This is a genomic window from Vibrio sp. LaRot3, from assembly GCF_027587025.1.
In the GTDB taxonomy this organism is placed as follows: domain Bacteria; phylum Pseudomonadota; class Gammaproteobacteria; order Enterobacterales; family Vibrionaceae; genus Vibrio.
On sequence record NZ_JAPPTI010000001.1, the window covers coordinates 440,283 to 458,045 of the forward strand.

Annotated in this window: 15 protein-coding genes and 1 riboswitch; of the genes, 5 read left to right on the forward strand and 10 right to left on the reverse strand. The window is 45.3% G+C overall.

Features of this window, described 5'->3' with window-relative positions; translation table 11 throughout:
* Positions 1-27: 27 nt before the first annotated feature.
* The 3 genes from OH461_RS02160 to torD all read right to left on the reverse strand — a co-directional run bounded on the left by OH461_RS02160 (position 28) and on the right by torD (position 2,951).
* A complete protein-coding gene (locus OH461_RS02160; protein ID WP_270018997.1) occupies positions 28-621 on the reverse strand; it encodes a TfoX/Sxy family DNA transformation protein in 594 nt (197 codons plus the stop codon).
* A 108-nt stretch (positions 622-729) separates the two neighbouring features.
* A riboswitch (cyclic di-GMP riboswitch) is annotated at positions 730-816 on the reverse strand.
* 152 nt (positions 817-968) lie between these two features.
* On the reverse strand, positions 969-1,970 hold the full coding sequence (gene purR / locus OH461_RS02165; protein ID WP_270018998.1) for an HTH-type transcriptional repressor PurR: 1,002 nt from the start codon (positions 1,968-1,970) through the stop codon (positions 969-971).
* A 330-nt stretch (positions 1,971-2,300) separates the two neighbouring features.
* Positions 2,301-2,951: a molecular chaperone TorD gene (torD, locus tag OH461_RS02170; RefSeq protein ID WP_270018999.1), complete on the reverse strand. Its 651-nt coding sequence runs from the start codon at positions 2,949-2,951 to the stop codon at positions 2,301-2,303.
* 238 nt (positions 2,952-3,189) lie between these two features.
* On the opposite strand from torD, the gene torR reads away from it, so the two are divergent.
* Positions 3,190-3,903 (forward strand): two-component system response regulator TorR, encoded by a 714-nt coding sequence (gene torR / locus OH461_RS02175; RefSeq protein WP_270019000.1) that lies wholly within the window; start codon positions 3,190-3,192, stop codon positions 3,901-3,903.
* Positions 3,904-3,968: 65 nt separating this feature from the next.
* On the opposite strand, the gene elyC is transcribed toward torR, so the two are convergent.
* Positions 3,969-4,772: an envelope biogenesis factor ElyC gene (elyC, locus tag OH461_RS02180; protein ID WP_270019001.1), complete on the reverse strand. Its 804-nt coding sequence runs from the start codon at positions 4,770-4,772 to the stop codon at positions 3,969-3,971.
* Positions 4,773-4,868: 96 nt separating this feature from the next.
* On the opposite strand from elyC, the gene cmoM reads away from it, so the two are divergent.
* Genes cmoM through mukB form a run of 4 tightly spaced genes read left to right on the forward strand, consistent with a single transcriptional unit; the run spans position 4,869 to position 12,175 of the window.
* Positions 4,869-5,678 (forward strand): tRNA uridine 5-oxyacetic acid(34) methyltransferase CmoM, encoded by an 810-nt coding sequence (cmoM, locus tag OH461_RS02185; protein ID WP_270019002.1) that lies wholly within the window; start codon positions 4,869-4,871, stop codon positions 5,676-5,678.
* 2 nt (positions 5,679-5,680) lie between these two features.
* Entirely contained in the window at positions 5,681-7,018 is a 1,338-nt protein-coding gene (gene mukF / locus OH461_RS02190; RefSeq protein WP_270019003.1) for a chromosome partition protein MukF, read from the forward strand.
* Positions 6,999-7,721, forward strand: a complete 723-nt coding sequence (mukE, locus tag OH461_RS02195; protein WP_270019004.1) for a chromosome partition protein MukE — start codon at positions 6,999-7,001, stop codon at positions 7,719-7,721. The genes mukF and mukE overlap by 20 nt, the downstream gene beginning before the upstream one ends.
* Positions 7,718-12,175 (forward strand): chromosome partition protein MukB, encoded by a 4,458-nt coding sequence (mukB, locus tag OH461_RS02200; RefSeq protein WP_270019005.1) that lies wholly within the window; start codon positions 7,718-7,720, stop codon positions 12,173-12,175. Before mukE ends, mukB begins: the two co-directional genes overlap by 4 nt.
* A gap of 86 nt (positions 12,176-12,261) precedes the next feature.
* On the opposite strand, the gene OH461_RS02205 is transcribed toward mukB, so the two are convergent.
* From OH461_RS02205 to cmoB, 6 genes are all read right to left on the reverse strand, one after another.
* The gene (locus OH461_RS02205) at positions 12,262-12,480 is read right to left on the reverse strand and encodes a helix-turn-helix domain-containing protein (protein ID WP_270019006.1); all 219 of its coding nucleotides are present in this window, start codon (positions 12,478-12,480) and stop codon (positions 12,262-12,264) included.
* A gap of 11 nt (positions 12,481-12,491) precedes the next feature.
* Positions 12,492-13,025, reverse strand: coding sequence for a DUF2975 domain-containing protein (locus OH461_RS02210; RefSeq protein ID WP_270019007.1), 534 nt, complete (start codon positions 13,023-13,025; stop codon positions 12,492-12,494).
* A 176-nt stretch (positions 13,026-13,201) separates the two neighbouring features.
* Positions 13,202-14,164: an alpha-L-glutamate ligase-like protein gene (locus tag OH461_RS02215; RefSeq protein WP_270019839.1), complete on the reverse strand. Its 963-nt coding sequence runs from the start codon at positions 14,162-14,164 to the stop codon at positions 13,202-13,204.
* A gap of 15 nt (positions 14,165-14,179) precedes the next feature.
* Entirely contained in the window at positions 14,180-15,685 is a 1,506-nt protein-coding gene (locus OH461_RS02220; RefSeq protein ID WP_270019008.1) for an inactive transglutaminase family protein, read from the reverse strand.
* Positions 15,686-15,693: 8 nt separating this feature from the next.
* Positions 15,694-16,440: a putative ATP-dependent zinc protease gene (locus tag OH461_RS02225; protein ID WP_270019009.1), complete on the reverse strand. Its 747-nt coding sequence runs from the start codon at positions 16,438-16,440 to the stop codon at positions 15,694-15,696.
* A gap of 329 nt (positions 16,441-16,769) precedes the next feature.
* Positions 16,770-17,741 (reverse strand): tRNA 5-methoxyuridine(34)/uridine 5-oxyacetic acid(34) synthase CmoB, encoded by a 972-nt coding sequence (gene cmoB / locus OH461_RS02230; RefSeq protein WP_270019010.1) that lies wholly within the window; start codon positions 17,739-17,741, stop codon positions 16,770-16,772.
* Positions 17,742-17,763 lie beyond the last annotated feature (22 nt).

Genomic DNA, 17,763 nt, shown 5'->3' on the forward strand with positions numbered 1-17,763 from the left:
TCGCTGGCTAATTCAGTTAGGTTTTATTTAGTGCCCTAATCGAGCGAGAAGCTCTTGGCGTCGCTCTTGAGGAACAACAGACCAGTGAGTGCGATTAATCGCGCCCTCTAGCGCCCATAGAAGCTCAATATTCACTTCGATATCATGACTTGCTTTAATCGCTTTAAATGCCTCAACAGAGCCCGTTTGCTCAAGGTTTGCAACGGATTCGATACCTGCTTTTTTCAACATACGTTCGGTGGCTAAACGTAGGTTTGGCAAGTCTTTAATGCGCGTTGGTTTTGCCTTGGCTTGGGTCGTTTTTTCTTTCTTAGCTTGAGAAAGAGCGTTGCGAGCTACTTCGAGCTTTGCTGCGTTGTCTTGATACCATTCATCACTCAATGCAAAGTACTTGGTTACCACAGGGAAACCGCGTTTGTGATAAATGTAAGGCTCAAGTTGTTGCTGCTTGAATTCAACAGCTAAAGCATCATTAGCTCTAATATGAAGTTTGTCATTAACGACAAGTGCAAACATAGTGTCGTCTGCGAAAATGCCAAATCCACCAAACATGGAGCGAGATTTGATTCGTCCTAGCGGCTCAAATAGACGCATAGAATCTTTAAGTGTTGGTTTATCCATTCTGTACTTTCTCGGTGTATGAGTATACGCCACCAGATCAGGTCCGAGAGAATAGCAAAGAAATGCAGAAAGGTTGTCAGTAATCGGTTAACGTTTGCATTTTTTACCATCGGTAACCCCGCTGCCATGCATGTTTCATGTGTAGGCCGGTGGCTTTGCGTCCCATCTTTTCAGAATGGTTTGCCCTGTGCGTGACTTAATTTGCTCTGCTACAGATTAAAAATCGTGTTGTTCGAAGTGCACATACTATGCAACAAGTGTGATCTCAATGCAAGAATATTGGCCGAAAAATACGACAAAGCCGGCATTTGTGCTGCCGGCTATTATTTTACAATTCAAGAGTTTATTTATTTTTTCGCGACTGTACAGCGCTCAACGATCTCTGGATGCATCTCAAAGACACGTTTTTCGTGATCTTTGTCTTTAATGCGCTCTAGCAAGATTTCAAATGCATTTTTACCCACACGGCGTTTAGGCTGGTGAACAGTGGTCAGCGGCGGTGAGAAGTATTCAGCAAGTTCAATGTTGTCATAACCAATAACCGACATGTCTTCAGGAATACGAATGCCTTTTTGTTGCAGACGACTCATCAGGCCAAGTGCCATTGTGTCGTTGAAACAGAAAATAGCGCTAGGGCGCTTGTCCATCGCAACGATTTTATCTGCTGCGAGTACAGCCGTATCACATTCGAAGTTGCCTTCTAGAATCCAATCTTCATTAACGGCTAAGTTAGCTTCGCCCATAGCGCGTTTAAAGCCTTGAATACGCTCTTGGCATGCTGCTTTTTCAAAATGGCCGCTTAGGCAAGCGATGTCTTTGTGACCGTGCTCGATAAGGTATTTAGTTGCTAGGTAGCCACCTTCTTCTGAGTTATCGATGATCTTGTCTGCTTGTGAGCTTTCTGGGCCCCAGTCCATGACGACTTTAGGAATGTCTTTTTGACGATCCAGCATTTCGCTCAGTTCTTCAGTTAGGTCAGAACACATAACCAGAATGCCGTCTACGCGTTTTTCAGCCAGCATGCGAATGTAGTCACGTTGCTTTTCGTAGATACCGCCAGTGTTACAAAGGATAAGTGTGTAGCCTTGACGGTAACAGTAGCTCTCTACGCCATCGATAACTTCTGAGAAGAACAAGTTGGTCGATTGAGTCACTAGCATACCGATAGTACGGGTAGTGTTACATTTTAAGCTACGTGCAACAGCGCTTGGTGCATAGTTCAGTTCTGTTACTGCTTCCATCACACGCTCTTGAGTGGCTTCAGCCACAAAACGGGTTTTGTTAATTACGTGAGAAACAGTGGTAGTTGATACGCCGGCTAAGCGTGCTACATCTTTAATAGTGGCCATAAGGTCTGTCCTATCTATAGCTGCCACGTAGGTATATAACTTAATACCTACCTGAGAAAGTAAATGTTTATAGGTTTAAAATAAACGGTCACTTACTTGTTCAGATTGGCAAAGAATCATATTGGCAGTAAGTATTAGAAAAACAAAAACCGCTCTTTTACAGCGGTTTGTTTATATGTACTCAGACAATTAAATTAATAATTATTGATAAAGGTACCTGAGTACATTTTGATTTTTATCGTTTGCGATCACGATTTTAGACCGCATTGCTCAAAGGAGCAACGAAAATTACCCGTCACCTGTACGGTTATAGCGGTGTTTGTGATCGAGTTACTCTTCACCAAGCAAATAATTGCAATCTAACTCTAAGAAGGCAACTAATAGCGCGGTGACAGCAGCATAAAAACCGAACTCATCAAATTTTTGGCTCTTCGCGCTAAATTGAGGTACCCAACTTAAAATATGCTGACGAATAAACGCTTCTTGTTCATGCAGCGCATCTTCTAAATGGCGTTCTTGCTCTAACTCGTTTGAGCGAATAATAAGGTTGCCCAGAAGATCGAGCTCGATGGCAATATGATCCGCTGGCTCATTAAGGTTTTTATCTACCGCTACGCCATGTTTTGCTAATAGCTCGTCCATTTGTTTTGCAGGTTCATCGTTCAATAGACCCGTCTTACCAATGTACATTGAGGCGTAGGGTAGGGCAGAGTCTTTATCTGACTTTAAGAACAAATCACAAAAGTCCGCCGCAAGCTCTAACTGCGCGTCTTCACGGTCAATCAGGCGATTTAATGCATCGATCAGTTTGTCTGTCGCTGGTTTAAGGGTTGGGTTTTCACCTAAGCCAGTAAGAAAGCCACGAATTTCAGGGCTTTGGTATTGCTCTAGGTCAGCTTCAGTCAACTCTTTAGCGAAAAGGCTAGAGAACCACCAGTAGATTTCAGCGCGTTTTTCGTTGAACGCTTTTAGCTCTTGCATCAAACATGCTCCTAATTTTCTTATCTTTATTATTCTAGCGGACAAAAGTGAATAGCGATAACACACATTATGTAAGAGTGTGAGTAAAAATGGCGAATTGTGAACGGATGGGCTAATTTTGTTTTGAATCAATAAAAAATCATCTTTCTTGATTTTAATTTAACAAATACTAGAAATGTTACTGATTATGAATAGAATACACTTGATAACATTTCCCAATGTAAAATAAGTGGTTTAGATGAGCTATCACGTATTAGTAGTAGAAGATGACGCAGTAACTCGCAGTAAGCTGGTTGGTTACTTTCAAAATGAAGGTTATGCCGTAAGCGAAGCTCAAAGTGGCGAGCAGATGCGTGAAACTCTACAAAATAACGACATTGACCTAGTGATGCTTGATATCAACCTTCCTGGAGAGGATGGTCTGATGTTAACGCGTGAACTACGCAGTCAGTCAGACATTGGAATTATCTTGGTAACAGGACGCACGGATAGCATTGATAAGATCGTTGGCCTTGAGATGGGTGCAGACGATTACGTAACCAAACCGTTTGAGCTTCGTGAGCTGTTAGTTCGCGTTAAGAACTTGTTATGGCGCATTTCTTCTGCTCGTAACTCAGATTCTGCTGCTGAACAAAGCAAAAACGATGGTAACACGGTGCGTTTTGGTGAGTGGACGTTTGACGTTCAGCGCCGTGCGCTAAGCCGTAATGGTGAGCCAGTTAAGTTAACTAAAGCAGAATACGAACTGTTAGTGGCACTTTCTTCATACCCGAACCAAGTGTTAAGCCGTGAACGTATTCTGAATATGATCAGCCATCGCGTAGATGCACCCAATGATCGAACGATCGACGTATTGATTCGTCGTATGCGCGCGAAGATGGAGTTCGACCCTAAGAACCCGCAAATCTTTGTCACTGTCCACGGTGAAGGTTACATGTTCGCAGGCGACTAACTTAAGTCTCGAATCAATAAAAAAACCGAAGCAATGGCTTCGGTTTTTTTGTATCTGCTGGGGGCTTAAAGCTGGCTTTCCGCTGACTCTAAGCTTTTTTCTTCATAGTCTGAAGCCCAGTCACGCAGGCTTTGCCATGCTGTACCTAAAGTTTCATGCCAGTAGCGCTCGGTTTGCTCTAGGTAAATAGCTTTTGGCGTGTATTTACTCCAAAACTGATGAATTTCATTTTGTGCAAGGTAATTGGTTGGAGCTGGGTAAGGCTGCATGCCTGCGGCGTGAAATTCATTTAACGCGCGCTGCATGTGACTTGCCGAGGTGACCAATACCAGCTCTTTACGCTGTACAAAGGCTGCGGCTTGTCTTGCTTCTTCCCACGTATCTTTTGCTGTTTCGAGCAAAATAATATCGGACTTAGAAACGCCAAGCGCCAGTGCAACTTTGGCCATCATGCGAGCATTACTTACCTCAGAGCCACCAGAGTAGCCAGAAAGGATGAGTTTAGACCCTGGGTAGATACGTAAAATACGAATGCCTTCTGCAAGGCGCATCAACGCAGTGCGACTTAGTTCAGAAGTGGGTGGAATTTGGTCATCGACCACGTGACCACTGCCAAGAACCATAACGTAGTCGATGGATTTATCGACCGGTAAGAACCCTGTGTATTGACGCTCAATCGGTGCAAGCAAACGAGAAGCGACGGGTTGGAAAGAAATTAGGAAAATCCCAATGAAGGAGAAAAGTACAACAAAGCAGCCTGTTTTCTGCTTTCTCGTAAACATAATCAACATTAGCCCGAGAAAACCGATAATCAGCATAGCTGGTAAAGGCATGAGCAACGAAGATACGACTTTTTTCAGCTCAAACATACTTAAATAGTCCGAAAAAACACCAGTTGATGATAATTTAAGAGAATCCCTCTTTATATCTGCCTTTCTTGTGACAGAATAGCAGCACGATTAGACATGATAACCCAAGCTGCTGTGACTGAAGACCGCAATTTCGACGATATTGCCCACAAATTTGCAAAAAATATTTACGGCTCTGACAAAGGCGAGATTCGCCAAGTCATTGTCTGGCAAGATCTTGAGCAAGCCCTAGATATGTTAAACGCTGACTCGACAACGCTTCAAGTGTTGGATGCGGGTGGCGGTTTAGCACAAATGTCGCAAAAGATTGCCAAACTCGGACATCAAGTCGCGTTGTGTGATCTATCTTCTGAAATGCTCCAATTAGCAGAGCAAGAGATTGAAAAAAACCAGCTGCTTGAGCAGTATCGGCTGATTCATTCTCCGGTGCAGGAGATTGACGCCCATTTAGACCAGCCAGTGGATCTGATGATGTTCCACGCGGTGATGGAATGGTTAGCAGACCCAAAGCCTGCACTTGAGAAAGTATTAGATCAGGTGAAACCGGGTGGTATCGCTTCAGTGATGTTCTATAACCACCATGGGTTAGTCTACAAAAACGTTGTGTGTGGCAATATTCCGCATGTGTTGGATGGCATGCCGCACCGCAAGAGATTCAAATTACAGCCGCAAAAAGGCTTAATCCCAGCAGACGTCTATCAGTGGATTGAAGACGCAGGGTTTGAAATTTGCGGTAAATCTGGCATTCGCTGCTTTAGTGACTACATCGGGAATATGCAGTACATGGGCGATTACCAGCTAGAAGATGTATTGGCTTTAGAACAACAATTATGTCGACAAGAGCCATACCTCTCACTAGGCCGATACATTCATGTATGGGCAAGAAAGAAACATAAACAGGAATAACAATGAGTGAGATGACTCTCAATGTTGCTGAGCAGCCAATCGATGAATTGGTTGGCTGGGTTAAGCAACACGATTTCTCATTGAACCTTAGCAATGAAAGATTGGCTTTCTTGATTGCTATCGCAGTGCTTAGCAATGAAAGGTTTGATGAAGAATTGGGTGAAGGTGAACTCCACGATGCGTTTACTATCGTCACTCGATTATTTGAAGATACGGGCGAAGCGTCCGCATTTCGTGCCAACAATGCCATCAATGAAATGGTAAAGCAGCGTTTAATTAGCCGTTTTACTAGTGAAATTACGGACGGCGCGAGTATCTACCGCTTATCTCCGCTGGCGATTGGTATTACCGATTACTACGTGCGCCACCGTGAATTCTCTAAGCTTAAGCTTTCTATTCAGTTGTCTATGGTCGCGGATGAAATGGCGAAGGCCATTGAAGCGGCGCAAAAAGGCGGTACGCCAGGCCACTGGAAGAAGAACGTTTATGGCGTTTTAAAATACTCAGTGGGTGAGATTTTTGATCAAATCGACCTCAACCAACGTGTGATGGATGAGCAGCAGCAATCGGTGAAAAACCAAATTGCTGAGCTGCTAAATAAAGACTGGCGAGACGCCATCAACAACTGTGAAGCTCTGTTATCAGAGACATCCAACACATTAAAAGAGCTACAAGACACCCTCCAAGCTGCTGGTGATGAGTTACAAACTCAAATCCTAGATATCCAAGAAATTGTCTACGGTGATGAAGAGCTCGATTTCGTTGAAGAAACCTTGTTTGGTTTGCAGATGAAGCTCGACCGCATTACTAGCTGGGGTCAACAAGCGATTGACCTTTGGATTGGTTACGACCGACACGTACACAAGTTTATCCGTACTGCAATTGATATGGATAAGAACCGCGCGTTTAGCTCGCGTCTACGTCAGTCGGTTAAAGATTATTTCGATGCTCCATGGTTCTTAACCTATGCCGATGCTGAACGTCTGTCAGACCTGCGTGATGAAGCGCTGGTATTGCGTGACGATGAAGTAACAGGCCAAGTGCCAATGGAAGTCGAATACGAAGAGTTTCAACAGGTCAATGATGAGTTGTCTGAACGTATTGGTGACATGCTTAAAGTACACAAAGAGCAGGGTACACCAATCGATCTTGGCATCGTTCTGCGTGATTACTTAGCGCAACACCCACATACTCATCACTTTGATTTAGCACGCATCGTTGTCGACCAAGCGGTACGTCTGGGTTATTCAGAATCCGACTACCAAGCGGTTCAGCCTGATTGGCAAGCGATCAACGAATTTGGTGCAAAGGTACAAGCAAATGTCATCGACAGATATTAATGAATACATGTCAGAGAATCTGGCAAAAGCAATTTCTAACCCTTTGTTCCCAGCGCTAGATAGCATGCTGCGAGCAGGGCGTCATATTTCAACGGAAGATTTAGACAATCACGCGTTACTGGCGGATTTCGAAACTGAGTTGGCACTGTTTTATCAGCGTTACAACACTGAGCTAGTGAAAGCACCTGAAGGTTTCTTTTACTTGCGTCCGCGTTCCACTTCTTTGATTGGCCGTAGTGTGCTCTCAGAGCTGGATATGCTGGTGGGCAAGGTGCTGTGTTTCCTTTACTTAAGCCCTGAGCGTTTGGCTCACGAAGGTATTTTCACTAATCAAGAAATGTACGATGAGCTGCTTCAACTTGCTGATGAAACTAAGTTGATGAAGTTAGTGACCAACCGTGCAACGGGTTCAGACTTAGATAAAGAAAAGCTGTTCGAAAAAGTGCGCACTTCGCTACGTCGTTTACGTCGTTTAGGCATGGTGATTAACATCGGTGAAACGGGCAAGTTCCGTATCAGCGAAGCGGTGTTCCGCTTCGGTGCAGATGTTCGCGTGGGCGATGATATGCGTGAAGCACAGCTACGCTTGATTCGTGATGGTGAAGCAGTGGTGCACACCAAAGAGCCAAGCCAAGGCAGTCTATTGAATGAAGAAGATCAAACCGACGATCAAGAACAACAAGAATTAGAAGGTGAAGCATGATTGAAAGAGGTAAATATCAATCGCTGACCATGATCAACTGGAACGGCTTCTTTGCTCGCACTTTTGATATTGATGGTCTAGTTACCACTCTCTCTGGTGGTAACGGTGCTGGTAAGTCGACCACAATGGCGGCGTTTATTACCGCGTTGATTCCTGACCAAACGTTACTGCACTTCCGCAACACCACTGAAGCGGGCAGTAGCCAATCTTCACGCGATAAAGGCCTATACGGTAAGTTACAACCGGGCGCATGTTATGCCGCTCTGGATGTGGTTAACTCGCGTAATCAGCGTTTGCTATTTGCGGTGAAGCTGCAGCAAGTGGCGGGCCGTGATAAGAAAGTAGATATCAAACCGTTTGTTATCCAAGGTCTACCAAGCCATGTGAAGCCGACCGATCTATTGATTGAAAGCGTTTCAGATACGCAAGCTCGTGTACGTCAAATTAATGATGTTAAAGAGAGTGCGCTGCAATACGAAGGTGTTCAGTTTAAAGCCTTCCCATCGATTGTGGATTACCATGCGCAAATGTTTGAGTTCGGTGTGATTCCGAAGAAACTGCGTAACTCATCAGATCGTTCTAAATTCTATCGTTTGATTGAGGCATCACTGTACGGTGGTATCTCAAGTGCGATTACTCGCTCACTACGTGATTACTTGTTGCCACAAAATGGCGGCGTGAAGAAAGCCTTCCAAGATATGGAATCTGCGCTGCGTGAAAACCGCATGACGCTAGAGGCGATCAAAACCACGCAAGCGGATCGCGACCTGTTCAAACACTTGATTACCGAATCGACCAATTACGTTGCCGCAGACTACATGCGCCACGCCAATGATCGTCGTAACAAGCTAGAGCAAACCCTATCGCTGCGCTCTGAACTATTTGGCTCACGCGAAACCTTGCTAGAGCAGAACAAGCTACTGAACCGAGTTCAAGAAGAGCTAGAGCTTCTGGTAGAGAGTGAATCAGCACTAGAACAAGACTACCAAGCTGCTTCAGACCATCTGCAACTGGTGCAAAACGCATTGCGTCAACAAGAGAAGATCGAGCGCTACCAAGAAGATTTGGAAGAGCTAAACGAGCGTCTTGAAGAGCAGCTAATGGTGGTTGAAGAAGCGCAAGAGCGCGTTCTGATGGCTGAAGAGCAAGCCACCGTTAGTGAAGAAGAAGTTGATAGCCTAAAAACACAACTTGCTGATTACCAACAAGCGCTAGACGTACAGCAAACTCGTGCATTGCAATATCAACAAGCGGTGCAAGCGTTAGATAAAGCGAAACAACTGCTTGATGATGAGTCATTAACAGCGGAAAGCGCGCAATCTCTAGTTAGTGAATTAAAGAACAAAGAACAGCAGCAAACCACTGAACTTCTTGCGCTTAAACACAAATTGGATATGTCTTCGGCTGCGGCTCAGCAGTTTGAAACTGCGCTTAAATTGGTTCAAAACATTGTGGGCGATTGCCCGCGTAACCAAGCTTCTGATCACGCTAAGCAAGCCATTAACCAAGCTCGTGATGCTAAGCAATTAGCACAAAATGAGCAGCAATGGCGTGCGCAGCATCGTGACTTAGAACGTTCTATTGCTCAGCAGCGCCAAGCAAAGCAATTGGCTGATGAGTACCAAAAACAGCATCAAGCTCAACTAACCGATGAGCTAAGTTTTGAGCAAGAGCGTGAGCGTCACGCCATGCAAATTGAAACGCTAGAAGTGGCGCAGGAAGAGGTGCGTGAGCAGCGCAGTGAACAGCGTCGGCTAGAACAAGATGCAACGGTTGAAATCAACAAACTTGAAGCCATCGCACCAACGTGGATTGCGGCAAGTGATGCGCTAGAAAGTCTGCGTGAACAAAGTGGCGCTGAGCTAGAAGATAGCCAAGCTGTCATGTCTCACATGCAGACGGTTCTTGAACAAGAGAAGCAGCAATCTATCGCAAAAGATAAGTTAGCTGAGCGTCGCACTTTCCTTGATGGTGAGATTGAACGTCTCGCTTCACCGGGTGGCTCTAATGACCCACGTCTGAAAGGCTTAGCGGATACGCTTGGTGGCGTACTGCTTTCTGAGATTTACGATGACATCACGATTGATGATGCGCCGTATTTCAGTGCGATGTATGGCCCAGCACGTCACGCAATTGTTGTTTCTGACCTGTCGGGTATCGAAGAGAAGTTGGTGGAACTGGACGACTGTCCAGAAGACCTTTACATCATCGAAGGTGATGTAGATGCATTTGATGACAGCAGTTTTGATGCTGAAGAGCTAGAAGGCGCTGTTTGTGTTCGTATGAACCAACGCCAAATGCGTTACTCTCGTTTACCTGAAATTCCATTGTTTGGCCGTGCAGCGCGTGAACAACGTTTAGAGTTGCTACGTAACGAGCGTGAAGAAGTGGTTGAGCAGCATGCGAAAGCTGCGTTTGATTCGCAGAAATTGCAGCGTCTATACCAAGCGTTCAACAACTTTGTCGCTAAGCACATTCAAGTCGCATTTGAATCAGATCCTGAGCAAGCTCTGCAAAAAGCACGTGATAAGCGTAATCAAGTTGTGCGTCTATTGTCTGATCTCGACAACAAAGAACAGCAACAACGCAGTCAGCTTTTAGCGAGCAAGCAGGCCATCGCACTGCTAGATAAACTTGCGCCGACCATGGCGTTGGTAGAAGACGAGACATTAGCCGAGCGTTTTGCTGAGCTTGATGCGCAGTTAGAGCAGCTTTCTCAAGCGAAAGCATTCATTGCTCAACATGGCAAAGCCGTGCAAGAGCTTGAATCAATTGTCTCTGCGCTGGATGCTGACCCAGAGCAATTTGATGCACTAACGGCGAACTATCAACGTGCTGACCAAGAGCTACAAACGCTGAAAACAAACTTGTTTGCGTTGGCAGATTTGGTTGAGCGTCGTCACTACTTTGCGTACTCAGATTCAGTTGACCTATTGAACAAGAGCAGTGAGCTAAGCGAACAGCTAAAAGCGAAACTGGTACAGGCGGAATCGGCACGTACACGTGGCCGTGAAGAGCTGAAACAAGCGCAAAGCCAGATGAACCAGTACAACCAAGTATTGGCGTCATTGAAGAGCTCACATCAAGCTAAACAAGAAACAGTTCAAGAGTTCAAGCAAGAGCTGCAAGAGTTTGGTGTTACTGCTGATGAGGGTGCACAAGAGCGTGCACAGCGTCGTCGTGACGAGCTACAAGAACGCCTACACAGCTCTCGTAATCGTAAGAGTGAATACGAACGTACCATCACTTCAACTGAGCTTGAGATGAAGGGGCTGGCTAAGCGTCTTAAGAAAGTTCAAAAAGAGTATGCCGAGCTACGCACCTTCGTGGTTGCAGCGAAAGCGGGCTGGTGTTCAGTTCTGCGTCTAGCTCGTGAGAACGATGTAGAGCGTCGTCTGCACAAGCGTGAACTGGCTTACCTGTCAGCGGCAGAGCTGCGTTCAATGTCGGATAAATCATTGGGTGCACTTCGTCTTGCTGTGGCAGACAACGATGACCTTCGTGATGCGCTGCGCTTATCAGAAGATACAGCTCATCCAGAGCGCAAAGTACTGTTCTACATTGCGGTGTACCAACACCTACGTGAACGTATTCGCCAAGACATTATTCGTACAGATGACCCTGTTGAAGCTATCGAAGAAATGGAAGTAGAGCTGGCTCGTCTAACTGAAGAACTGACTCAGCGTGAAAACCGTCTAGCGATTAGCTCTGATTCAGTTGCTAGCATCATTAAGAAGACAATTCAGCGTGAGCAAAACCGTATTCGCATGCTGAACCAAGGCCTATCGAACATTTCGTTCGGTCAGGTGAAAGGCGTACGTCTAAACGTGAAAGTACGTGAGAGCCACGAAGTGTTGCTTCATGGTCTAGCAGCGCAGCAAGAGCAGCATAAAGATCTGTTTGAAAGCCCGCGTTACACCTTCTCTGAAGCGATGGCTAAGCTATTCCAACGTGTGAATCCACATATCGATATGGGTCAACGTTCACCACAAGTCTTGGGTGAAGAGCTACTTGATTACCGTAACTATCTAGAGCTAAGTGTGGAAGTCAACCGTGGTTCGGATGGCTGGTTACAAGCGGAATCAGGCGCACTGTCTACCGGTGAGGCGATTGGTACCGGTCAGTCGATTCTATTGATGGTGGTGCAAAGCTGGGAAGAAGAGTCACGCCGCTTGCGCAGTAAAGATATCGTGCCATGTCGCTTGTTGTTCCTTGATGAGGCAGCGCGTCTGGATGCGAAATCTATCTCGACGCTATTCGAGCTTTGTGACCGTTTGGATATGCAGTTGCTTATCGCTGCTCCTGAGAACATCAGCCCAGAGAAAGGCACCACCTATAAACTGGTTCGTAAAGTGTTTAAAGATCATGAACACGTACACGTGGTTGGTTTGCGCGGTTTTGGCCAAGAGCCAAAGGCAAAAACGGAAGTTCAAGAGTTAATCGAAGAACTTTAGCCGTGAGTTAAATAGCGAAAGGGCACCGATTGGTGCCCTTTGTTTTATGTTTGCATACTCGTGGATAACCACGTTTACTTGTTGTTTTATTTCTCTTCTGCTTCTGCAACGAACTCTAGAATGTCCCCCGGCTGACAATCTAAATGTTTACAAATGCTTTCTAAAGTCGCCAATTTGACTGCTTTTGCCCGCCCGTTTTTTAATACGGATAAGTTTTGCTCAGTAATACCGATTAATGCAGAAAGCTCATTGGAGCGCATTTTTCGCTTGGCGAGCATAACGTCCAAGTTAATGATGATAGGCATAGAAAATCACTTTAAATAGTCAGAGTTTGTTCATCGTATAAGCCTTTCGCTTCACGCATTACTTTGGCGATGAGTCGAATCATAATACCGATGATAAGCAATGTGATGTCACTATCCGTTAAACCGAAGCTCACGGTAGTCTCTTCAAGGTTATAGGTTAACGCTGGACCCATTAATAATCCAACAGCAAAACCGGCAAATACGTACAAAATGATGTAGTTAGCAATGTTGTGGTAACAGTTTACATTGTCCATAGCGAAGATTTTGCCATCTCGGTATAGGCGGAAAAGGGTAATCAGTTGCCAAACGATCATACTTGCAACCACTACAGTGATGTTTGATACAGCGAACCCAATCAATGCTGGGCCTATATCAAGAGGTAGCTCAAGGTAGTATGGAAAGTCCGCCATAAAGAACTCATTGTTGACATCAAAAACAGCACCAAACCACATAACAGCGTTAAACACTGGGTTGATGATTAGTACAGCCCAAAGACAGATCAGCAAGCGTTGACTGATTTTGCGAATGCCAGATAGGTTATCCATTTATTATTCCTCGTATTGATTGGATGGGGGGATAATATGGATTTATAAAATAAAGATCAATAACAAATTATCGTAAAACGATAATTTTTTAATGTTTATCGTTGTTTTCTATGGTTTGGAAATGTAAAAAAGGCCACTAAATCAGTGGCCTATAGAGACGGTTTGTGTTGGATAAATTATAGGTTTGAACCAAATTGTTTTGCCGCATAGGCCACGCGCTCGGCAGGTTTTGGATACTCCGCCGGTGTGCCCATTGCTTCGATGTGTTTTAAGCGAGGCAGCAAACCAGAGCCGTTAGCAATTTGAATTGCCAATCCCGGGCGAGCATTCAACTCAAGTACCATTGGCCCTTCTTCTTTGTCTAACACCATGTCTGTACCCATGTAACCAAGGCCAGTCATTTCCCAAGCGCTAGAAGCCAGTATGAGCAAACGCTCCCAATGAGGAACTTGTAACGTCAGTAAGTCTTTACCAGTATCTGGATGATGGGTAATCGGTTGGTCAAATTGAACCGCACGAATGGCGCGGCCTGTCGCTATATCTAACCCTACGCCGACTGCACCTTGGTGTAAGTTGGCTTTGCCATCAGATGCTGCCGTAGAGCAGCGCATCATGGCCATCACGGGGTAACCCTTAAAGACGATGATGCGGACATCTGGCACGCCTTCGTAGCTAAAGCCGTCAAAGCAGTCGTCGAACTTAATCAGGTTCTCAACGACAGCCACATCATTTTTACCGCCCAGAGAAAATAATCCCGCTAAGGCATTACTGATATGGCGCTCCACGTCTTCTTTGCCGATCGTCGATCCAGATGGCTTGGTGTACACGCCATCTTTGTGAGACGTAATGACTAAAATACCTTTACCACCACTGCCTTGGGCTGGTTTAATCACAAAACCCGGCCACTCTTTCACCATGTCATGGATGGTTTTTACTTCAGCTTGATTATTGATCACACCAATCAGCTTAGGAACGGTTGCACCTGCTGCTTGGGCGATAATTTTGGTTTTTAACTTATCGTCTACTAAAGGGTATTTAGAGCGATCATTATAACGACCAATGTAACTGTGGTTACGTTGGTTCATGCCCATAATACCCTTGTGGCGTAGCTTATAGGGTGAAGTAAAGCGCTCTTTGATAGCGGAAAACATAGGTTAGTCCTCAGCTAATGGCTTGAAGCGACGCAGTTCAGTGATGCGGTAACCCGTGTAAGTACCGAGTAGCAGAATGCCTGCCAATACGATCAGCTGTAGACCAATAAAGTTAAAGGTTAAGTGCTGAACGAACGGGTTCGTCATGGCTAGGTAAACCAAAACCGCTGTCAGTAGTGAACCGCCACCTTGCATGATGACTTCTTTAGGGCCTTCCTCTTCCCATAGAATAGACATACGTTCAATCGTCCAAGATAGGATGATCATTGGGAAGAAAGTAATGGATAGACCTTCGGTCAAACCAATCTTAAACGCCACCACGGTGAAGACGGAAATAATCATGATTACCGTGATGATGACCGCGGATATCCGGGCAACCAGTAATAAGTTGAGTCTTGAAAGATAGCTACGGATAATCAAGCCCGTACCTACAATCAGCAAAAATCCGATGATACCGGTGACAAGCTGGGTCTGAACGAACGCCACTGCAATCAGAACGGGCATGAAAGTGCCTGACGTTTTAAGACCGACGATTACTCGCAAGAACACGACAATTAAAGCGCCAATTGGAATCAGCATGATGGTCTTAAACATCGCTTGCTCTTCTAGCGGCAAGCTATGAATCGATAGATTGAGTAGGCCATCTGCTTGTACTTTATCTAATGTGGCTTGTTGAGGAGAGACCTCTTGCGCGATCATAGAAAAGTGCACTTGGCTGTTATTGCCGCCCATGATATCGAGCAGCGATACATTAGATTCGTCCCAAATTAAAATGTTTGGCGCGATAGTCTGTGCTGAACTTTTTGGGTTGAATAGGTGCCATTGACCATCTTGCCAAACTTGGTTCATGTGTTGAATCGCTTGGCGGCGGCGGCCATCTTCTAGCTCAATAACCCCAACAATTTTGCTAGGAATATTGCTTAGCGCTAATACCTTATCTACCGCTTCGACTTTTGACATGTTGTTAAGCAGTAGAGCTGCGTTCTGGCTATCGCCATCGTTGATCTGTTTGATCAACTCACGCGCGAAAGTGATGTTATCTGCGGAGCGTTTGTTCGCTCGCTCAATCAATGCGATCGCTGCGGCTTCTGCTGGGCCATCAAATGTAGGCGTGATGATTTCTTCGCTCGGCGGGATAGGGTCAACCTTGGCTTGTGGGTCAACTAAAAACTGAGCTTTGTAGTAAATCGTCTCTGAGCCGGTAGCGTGACGTACCGACCATTCTGCGCGGCGGCCTGCATCAGAGTTAACGTAAGCAACGCCATAACCCGGAGAGGAAGAAGATTCACTGACTAGGGTAAATCCCGTTTGTGTATCCGGCACTGCAAGAGAGGCTTTTACCGGTTTTGCTTGTGCGTCAAATTCAACACGCGCTTCAATATCCCATACTTGGCGTGTTTCGCCTGGTGTCCATGGCACACCGTAGTTTTGGTGTCTAAAAATACTGAGCGTAATGCCGACGATAATAAGCAGCACTACGGAAATATAAAACGGGACTTTCGAGGTCATAAATAGCCTTATTTTTTCTGTTCTTCTGCTGATTGAACGTATTTTTTGCTGACATCAACAACGGCGATATCGCGAATAAACTCACGACCTAACAGAATTGGGTTACTCATTTGAGAACGGTCAGCCAAAGTAAACTGTGCTTTTTCATGAATGCTGCCCACTTTTACCCAAAGTTCGATAACGGCGCGGCGTTCCACTTCTTCATTGGTTGATTGGCGAATTTTCACGAAACGGATGACGGGTGCTTCAATCCAGTTTTCGTCGTTCATTGGAGTAGAGCCATCAGAGAGGTGGAAGCGCACCCAGTTTTTACCGTTGCGTTCAAATTGTTCGATGTCGATAGCGTTTAAAGAAGAGGTAGCTGCGCCTGTGTCTACACGCGCTTCGAATGTTTGGTCGATTGCATCAATGGTGACTTTTTCTATCTCACCTAACACGACACTTTGAGATGTTTTTGCTGGCGTCGCTTTGACGACGGGTGCGGCAGATTGAGAGTCATGGCTTTTGATGCGAGCAAGCGTCGTTTTATGGTAAGAGCGGGCTTGAGAGTCGAGCGAAGTCACTTGTTGCTCTAAGCGCTCGATTTGCTGCGCTTGAGAGACTAATTGCTGATTGAGCGACTCTATTTGAGTTGAAATATTGGTCTCTACCGCATTGATGGCGGTGAGAGTTTGCTGGGTGTTTTGTTCACTGTTGGTTAGCGTGCATCCGGAAAGAAGCGCGATAGCCAAAAAAGGGGTTAATCGGATCAACATTCAAACGCCTACAGTTATTGTTATTAGTGCCGATGAAGCTCGTTTCATCAACTAAATGATAATAGTATGAGTTAATTAACGTTTTGAGTTTAGACCAAGCAAAGCAAAACTACATAAATTGACGATCTTGCTGAGAGATTCTGCCAAAAATAGTGTGAAGTTAAAGGCCAAACTGCAAACAAAATAAGGATGCAAAAAATGCATCCTTATATTTTTCAGATAGATTAAACATCTGGCCAGAATTGTACGTTAAATCAATGTCAAATGTGTAGGTGTGATTCAACTTTAGCGACTAAATCTCTCGCGTAGAGAGAAATCCGCGAATAAATTTATGGCTTGGTCGCGACTAAGATAGCGCGGCGTGGCGCAGGGTAGCCTTCAACCGTTTTCGATGGGTCGTTCGGATCGAGGTAATCGGGTAACGAGTTGTGTGTCATCCACTCCGTAGTGCGCTGCTCACCGATAGAGGTAACGTTTTCATCCTCAATGCGAACATCTTTAAAGCCAACTTGTTCTAACCAGACTTTTAGCGCTTTTGCTGATGGGAAGAAATACACATTGCGCATTTGAGCGTAACGATCGATAGGAACAAGCACAGAGGTTTCGTCACCTTCGATAACTAAGGTTTCAAGTACCAACTCACCACCAGAGACCAGTTGATCTTTCAGTTGAATCAGATGGTCAAGAGGAGAGCGACGGTGGTATAGCACACCCATGCTAAATACTGTGTCGAATGCTTCTAGTTTAGGTAGTTGTTCAATGCCAAGTGGCAGTAAGTGAGCACGCTGGTCATCACCCATTAACTTACGGATGGCTTCAAACTGAATTAAGAATAGGTGCGATGGGTCAATCCCTACCGTTAAACGCGCACCTTCGCCGAGCATACGCCACATGTGGTAGCCATTACCACAACCGACATCAAGTACACTGCGGTTCTTAAGTGGAGAGATGTGTGGAAGCACGCGATCCCATTTCCAATCACTGCGCCACTCGGTATCAATATGAATGCCATGAACCGTATATGGGCCTTTGCGCCATGGGTGGAAAGTGCGTAGTAAGCTTTCCAATTTCTTCTGTTCGCCAATGTGGAACGGGGTGTCGTTGGTGAGAGTGACCGAGTTTTTAATGTCAATCTGATCAGGCGCACCTTGTGGGATTTTGTTCAGTGCTTTAACCCAACGACCAAAGTCACCGTGCTCTGCGTTTTGCCAATCCGTTAGCTGTTGAGGTAGTACGTTTAGCCAAGGTTGAAGACGAGTGTCTTGGGCAATAAGTTGGTAAAAATTTGCAAAGTTAAACATAGTGAGTTTATCGCTGAGTTAA

Bases quoted from the DNA above. Each gene is read 5' to 3' on its own strand.
- OH461_RS02225 (WP_270019009.1), bottom strand. From the start codon at position 16,440: ATGTTGATCCGATTAACCCCTTTTTTGGCTATCGCGCTTCTTTCCGGA.
- OH461_RS02210 (WP_270019007.1), bottom strand. From the start codon at position 13,025: ATGGATAACCTATCTGGCATTCGCAAAATCAGTCAACGCTTGCTGATC.
- OH461_RS02160 (WP_270018997.1), bottom strand. From the start codon at position 621: ATGGATAAACCAACACTTAAAGATTCTATGCGTCTATTTGAGCCGCTA.
- mukB (WP_270019005.1), top strand. From the start codon at position 7,718: ATGATTGAAAGAGGTAAATATCAATCGCTGACCATGATCAACTGGAAC.
- mukE (WP_270019004.1), top strand. From the start codon at position 6,999: ATGTCATCGACAGATATTAATGAATACATGTCAGAGAATCTGGCAAAA.
- torR (WP_270019000.1), top strand. From the start codon at position 3,190: ATGAGCTATCACGTATTAGTAGTAGAAGATGACGCAGTAACTCGCAGT.
- OH461_RS02205 (WP_270019006.1), bottom strand. From the start codon at position 12,480: ATGCCTATCATCATTAACTTGGACGTTATGCTCGCCAAGCGAAAAATG.
- cmoB (WP_270019010.1), bottom strand. From the start codon at position 17,741: ATGTTTAACTTTGCAAATTTTTACCAACTTATTGCCCAAGACACTCGT.
- torD (WP_270018999.1), bottom strand. From the start codon at position 2,951: ATGCAAGAGCTAAAAGCGTTCAACGAAAAACGCGCTGAAATCTACTGG.
- cmoM (WP_270019002.1), top strand. From the start codon at position 4,869: ATGATAACCCAAGCTGCTGTGACTGAAGACCGCAATTTCGACGATATT.
- elyC (WP_270019001.1), bottom strand. From the start codon at position 4,772: ATGTTTGAGCTGAAAAAAGTCGTATCTTCGTTGCTCATGCCTTTACCA.
- mukF (WP_270019003.1), top strand. From the start codon at position 5,681: ATGAGTGAGATGACTCTCAATGTTGCTGAGCAGCCAATCGATGAATTG.
- purR (WP_270018998.1), bottom strand. From the start codon at position 1,970: ATGGCCACTATTAAAGATGTAGCACGCTTAGCCGGCGTATCAACTACC.
- OH461_RS02220 (WP_270019008.1), bottom strand. From the start codon at position 15,685: ATGACCTCGAAAGTCCCGTTTTATATTTCCGTAGTGCTGCTTATTATC.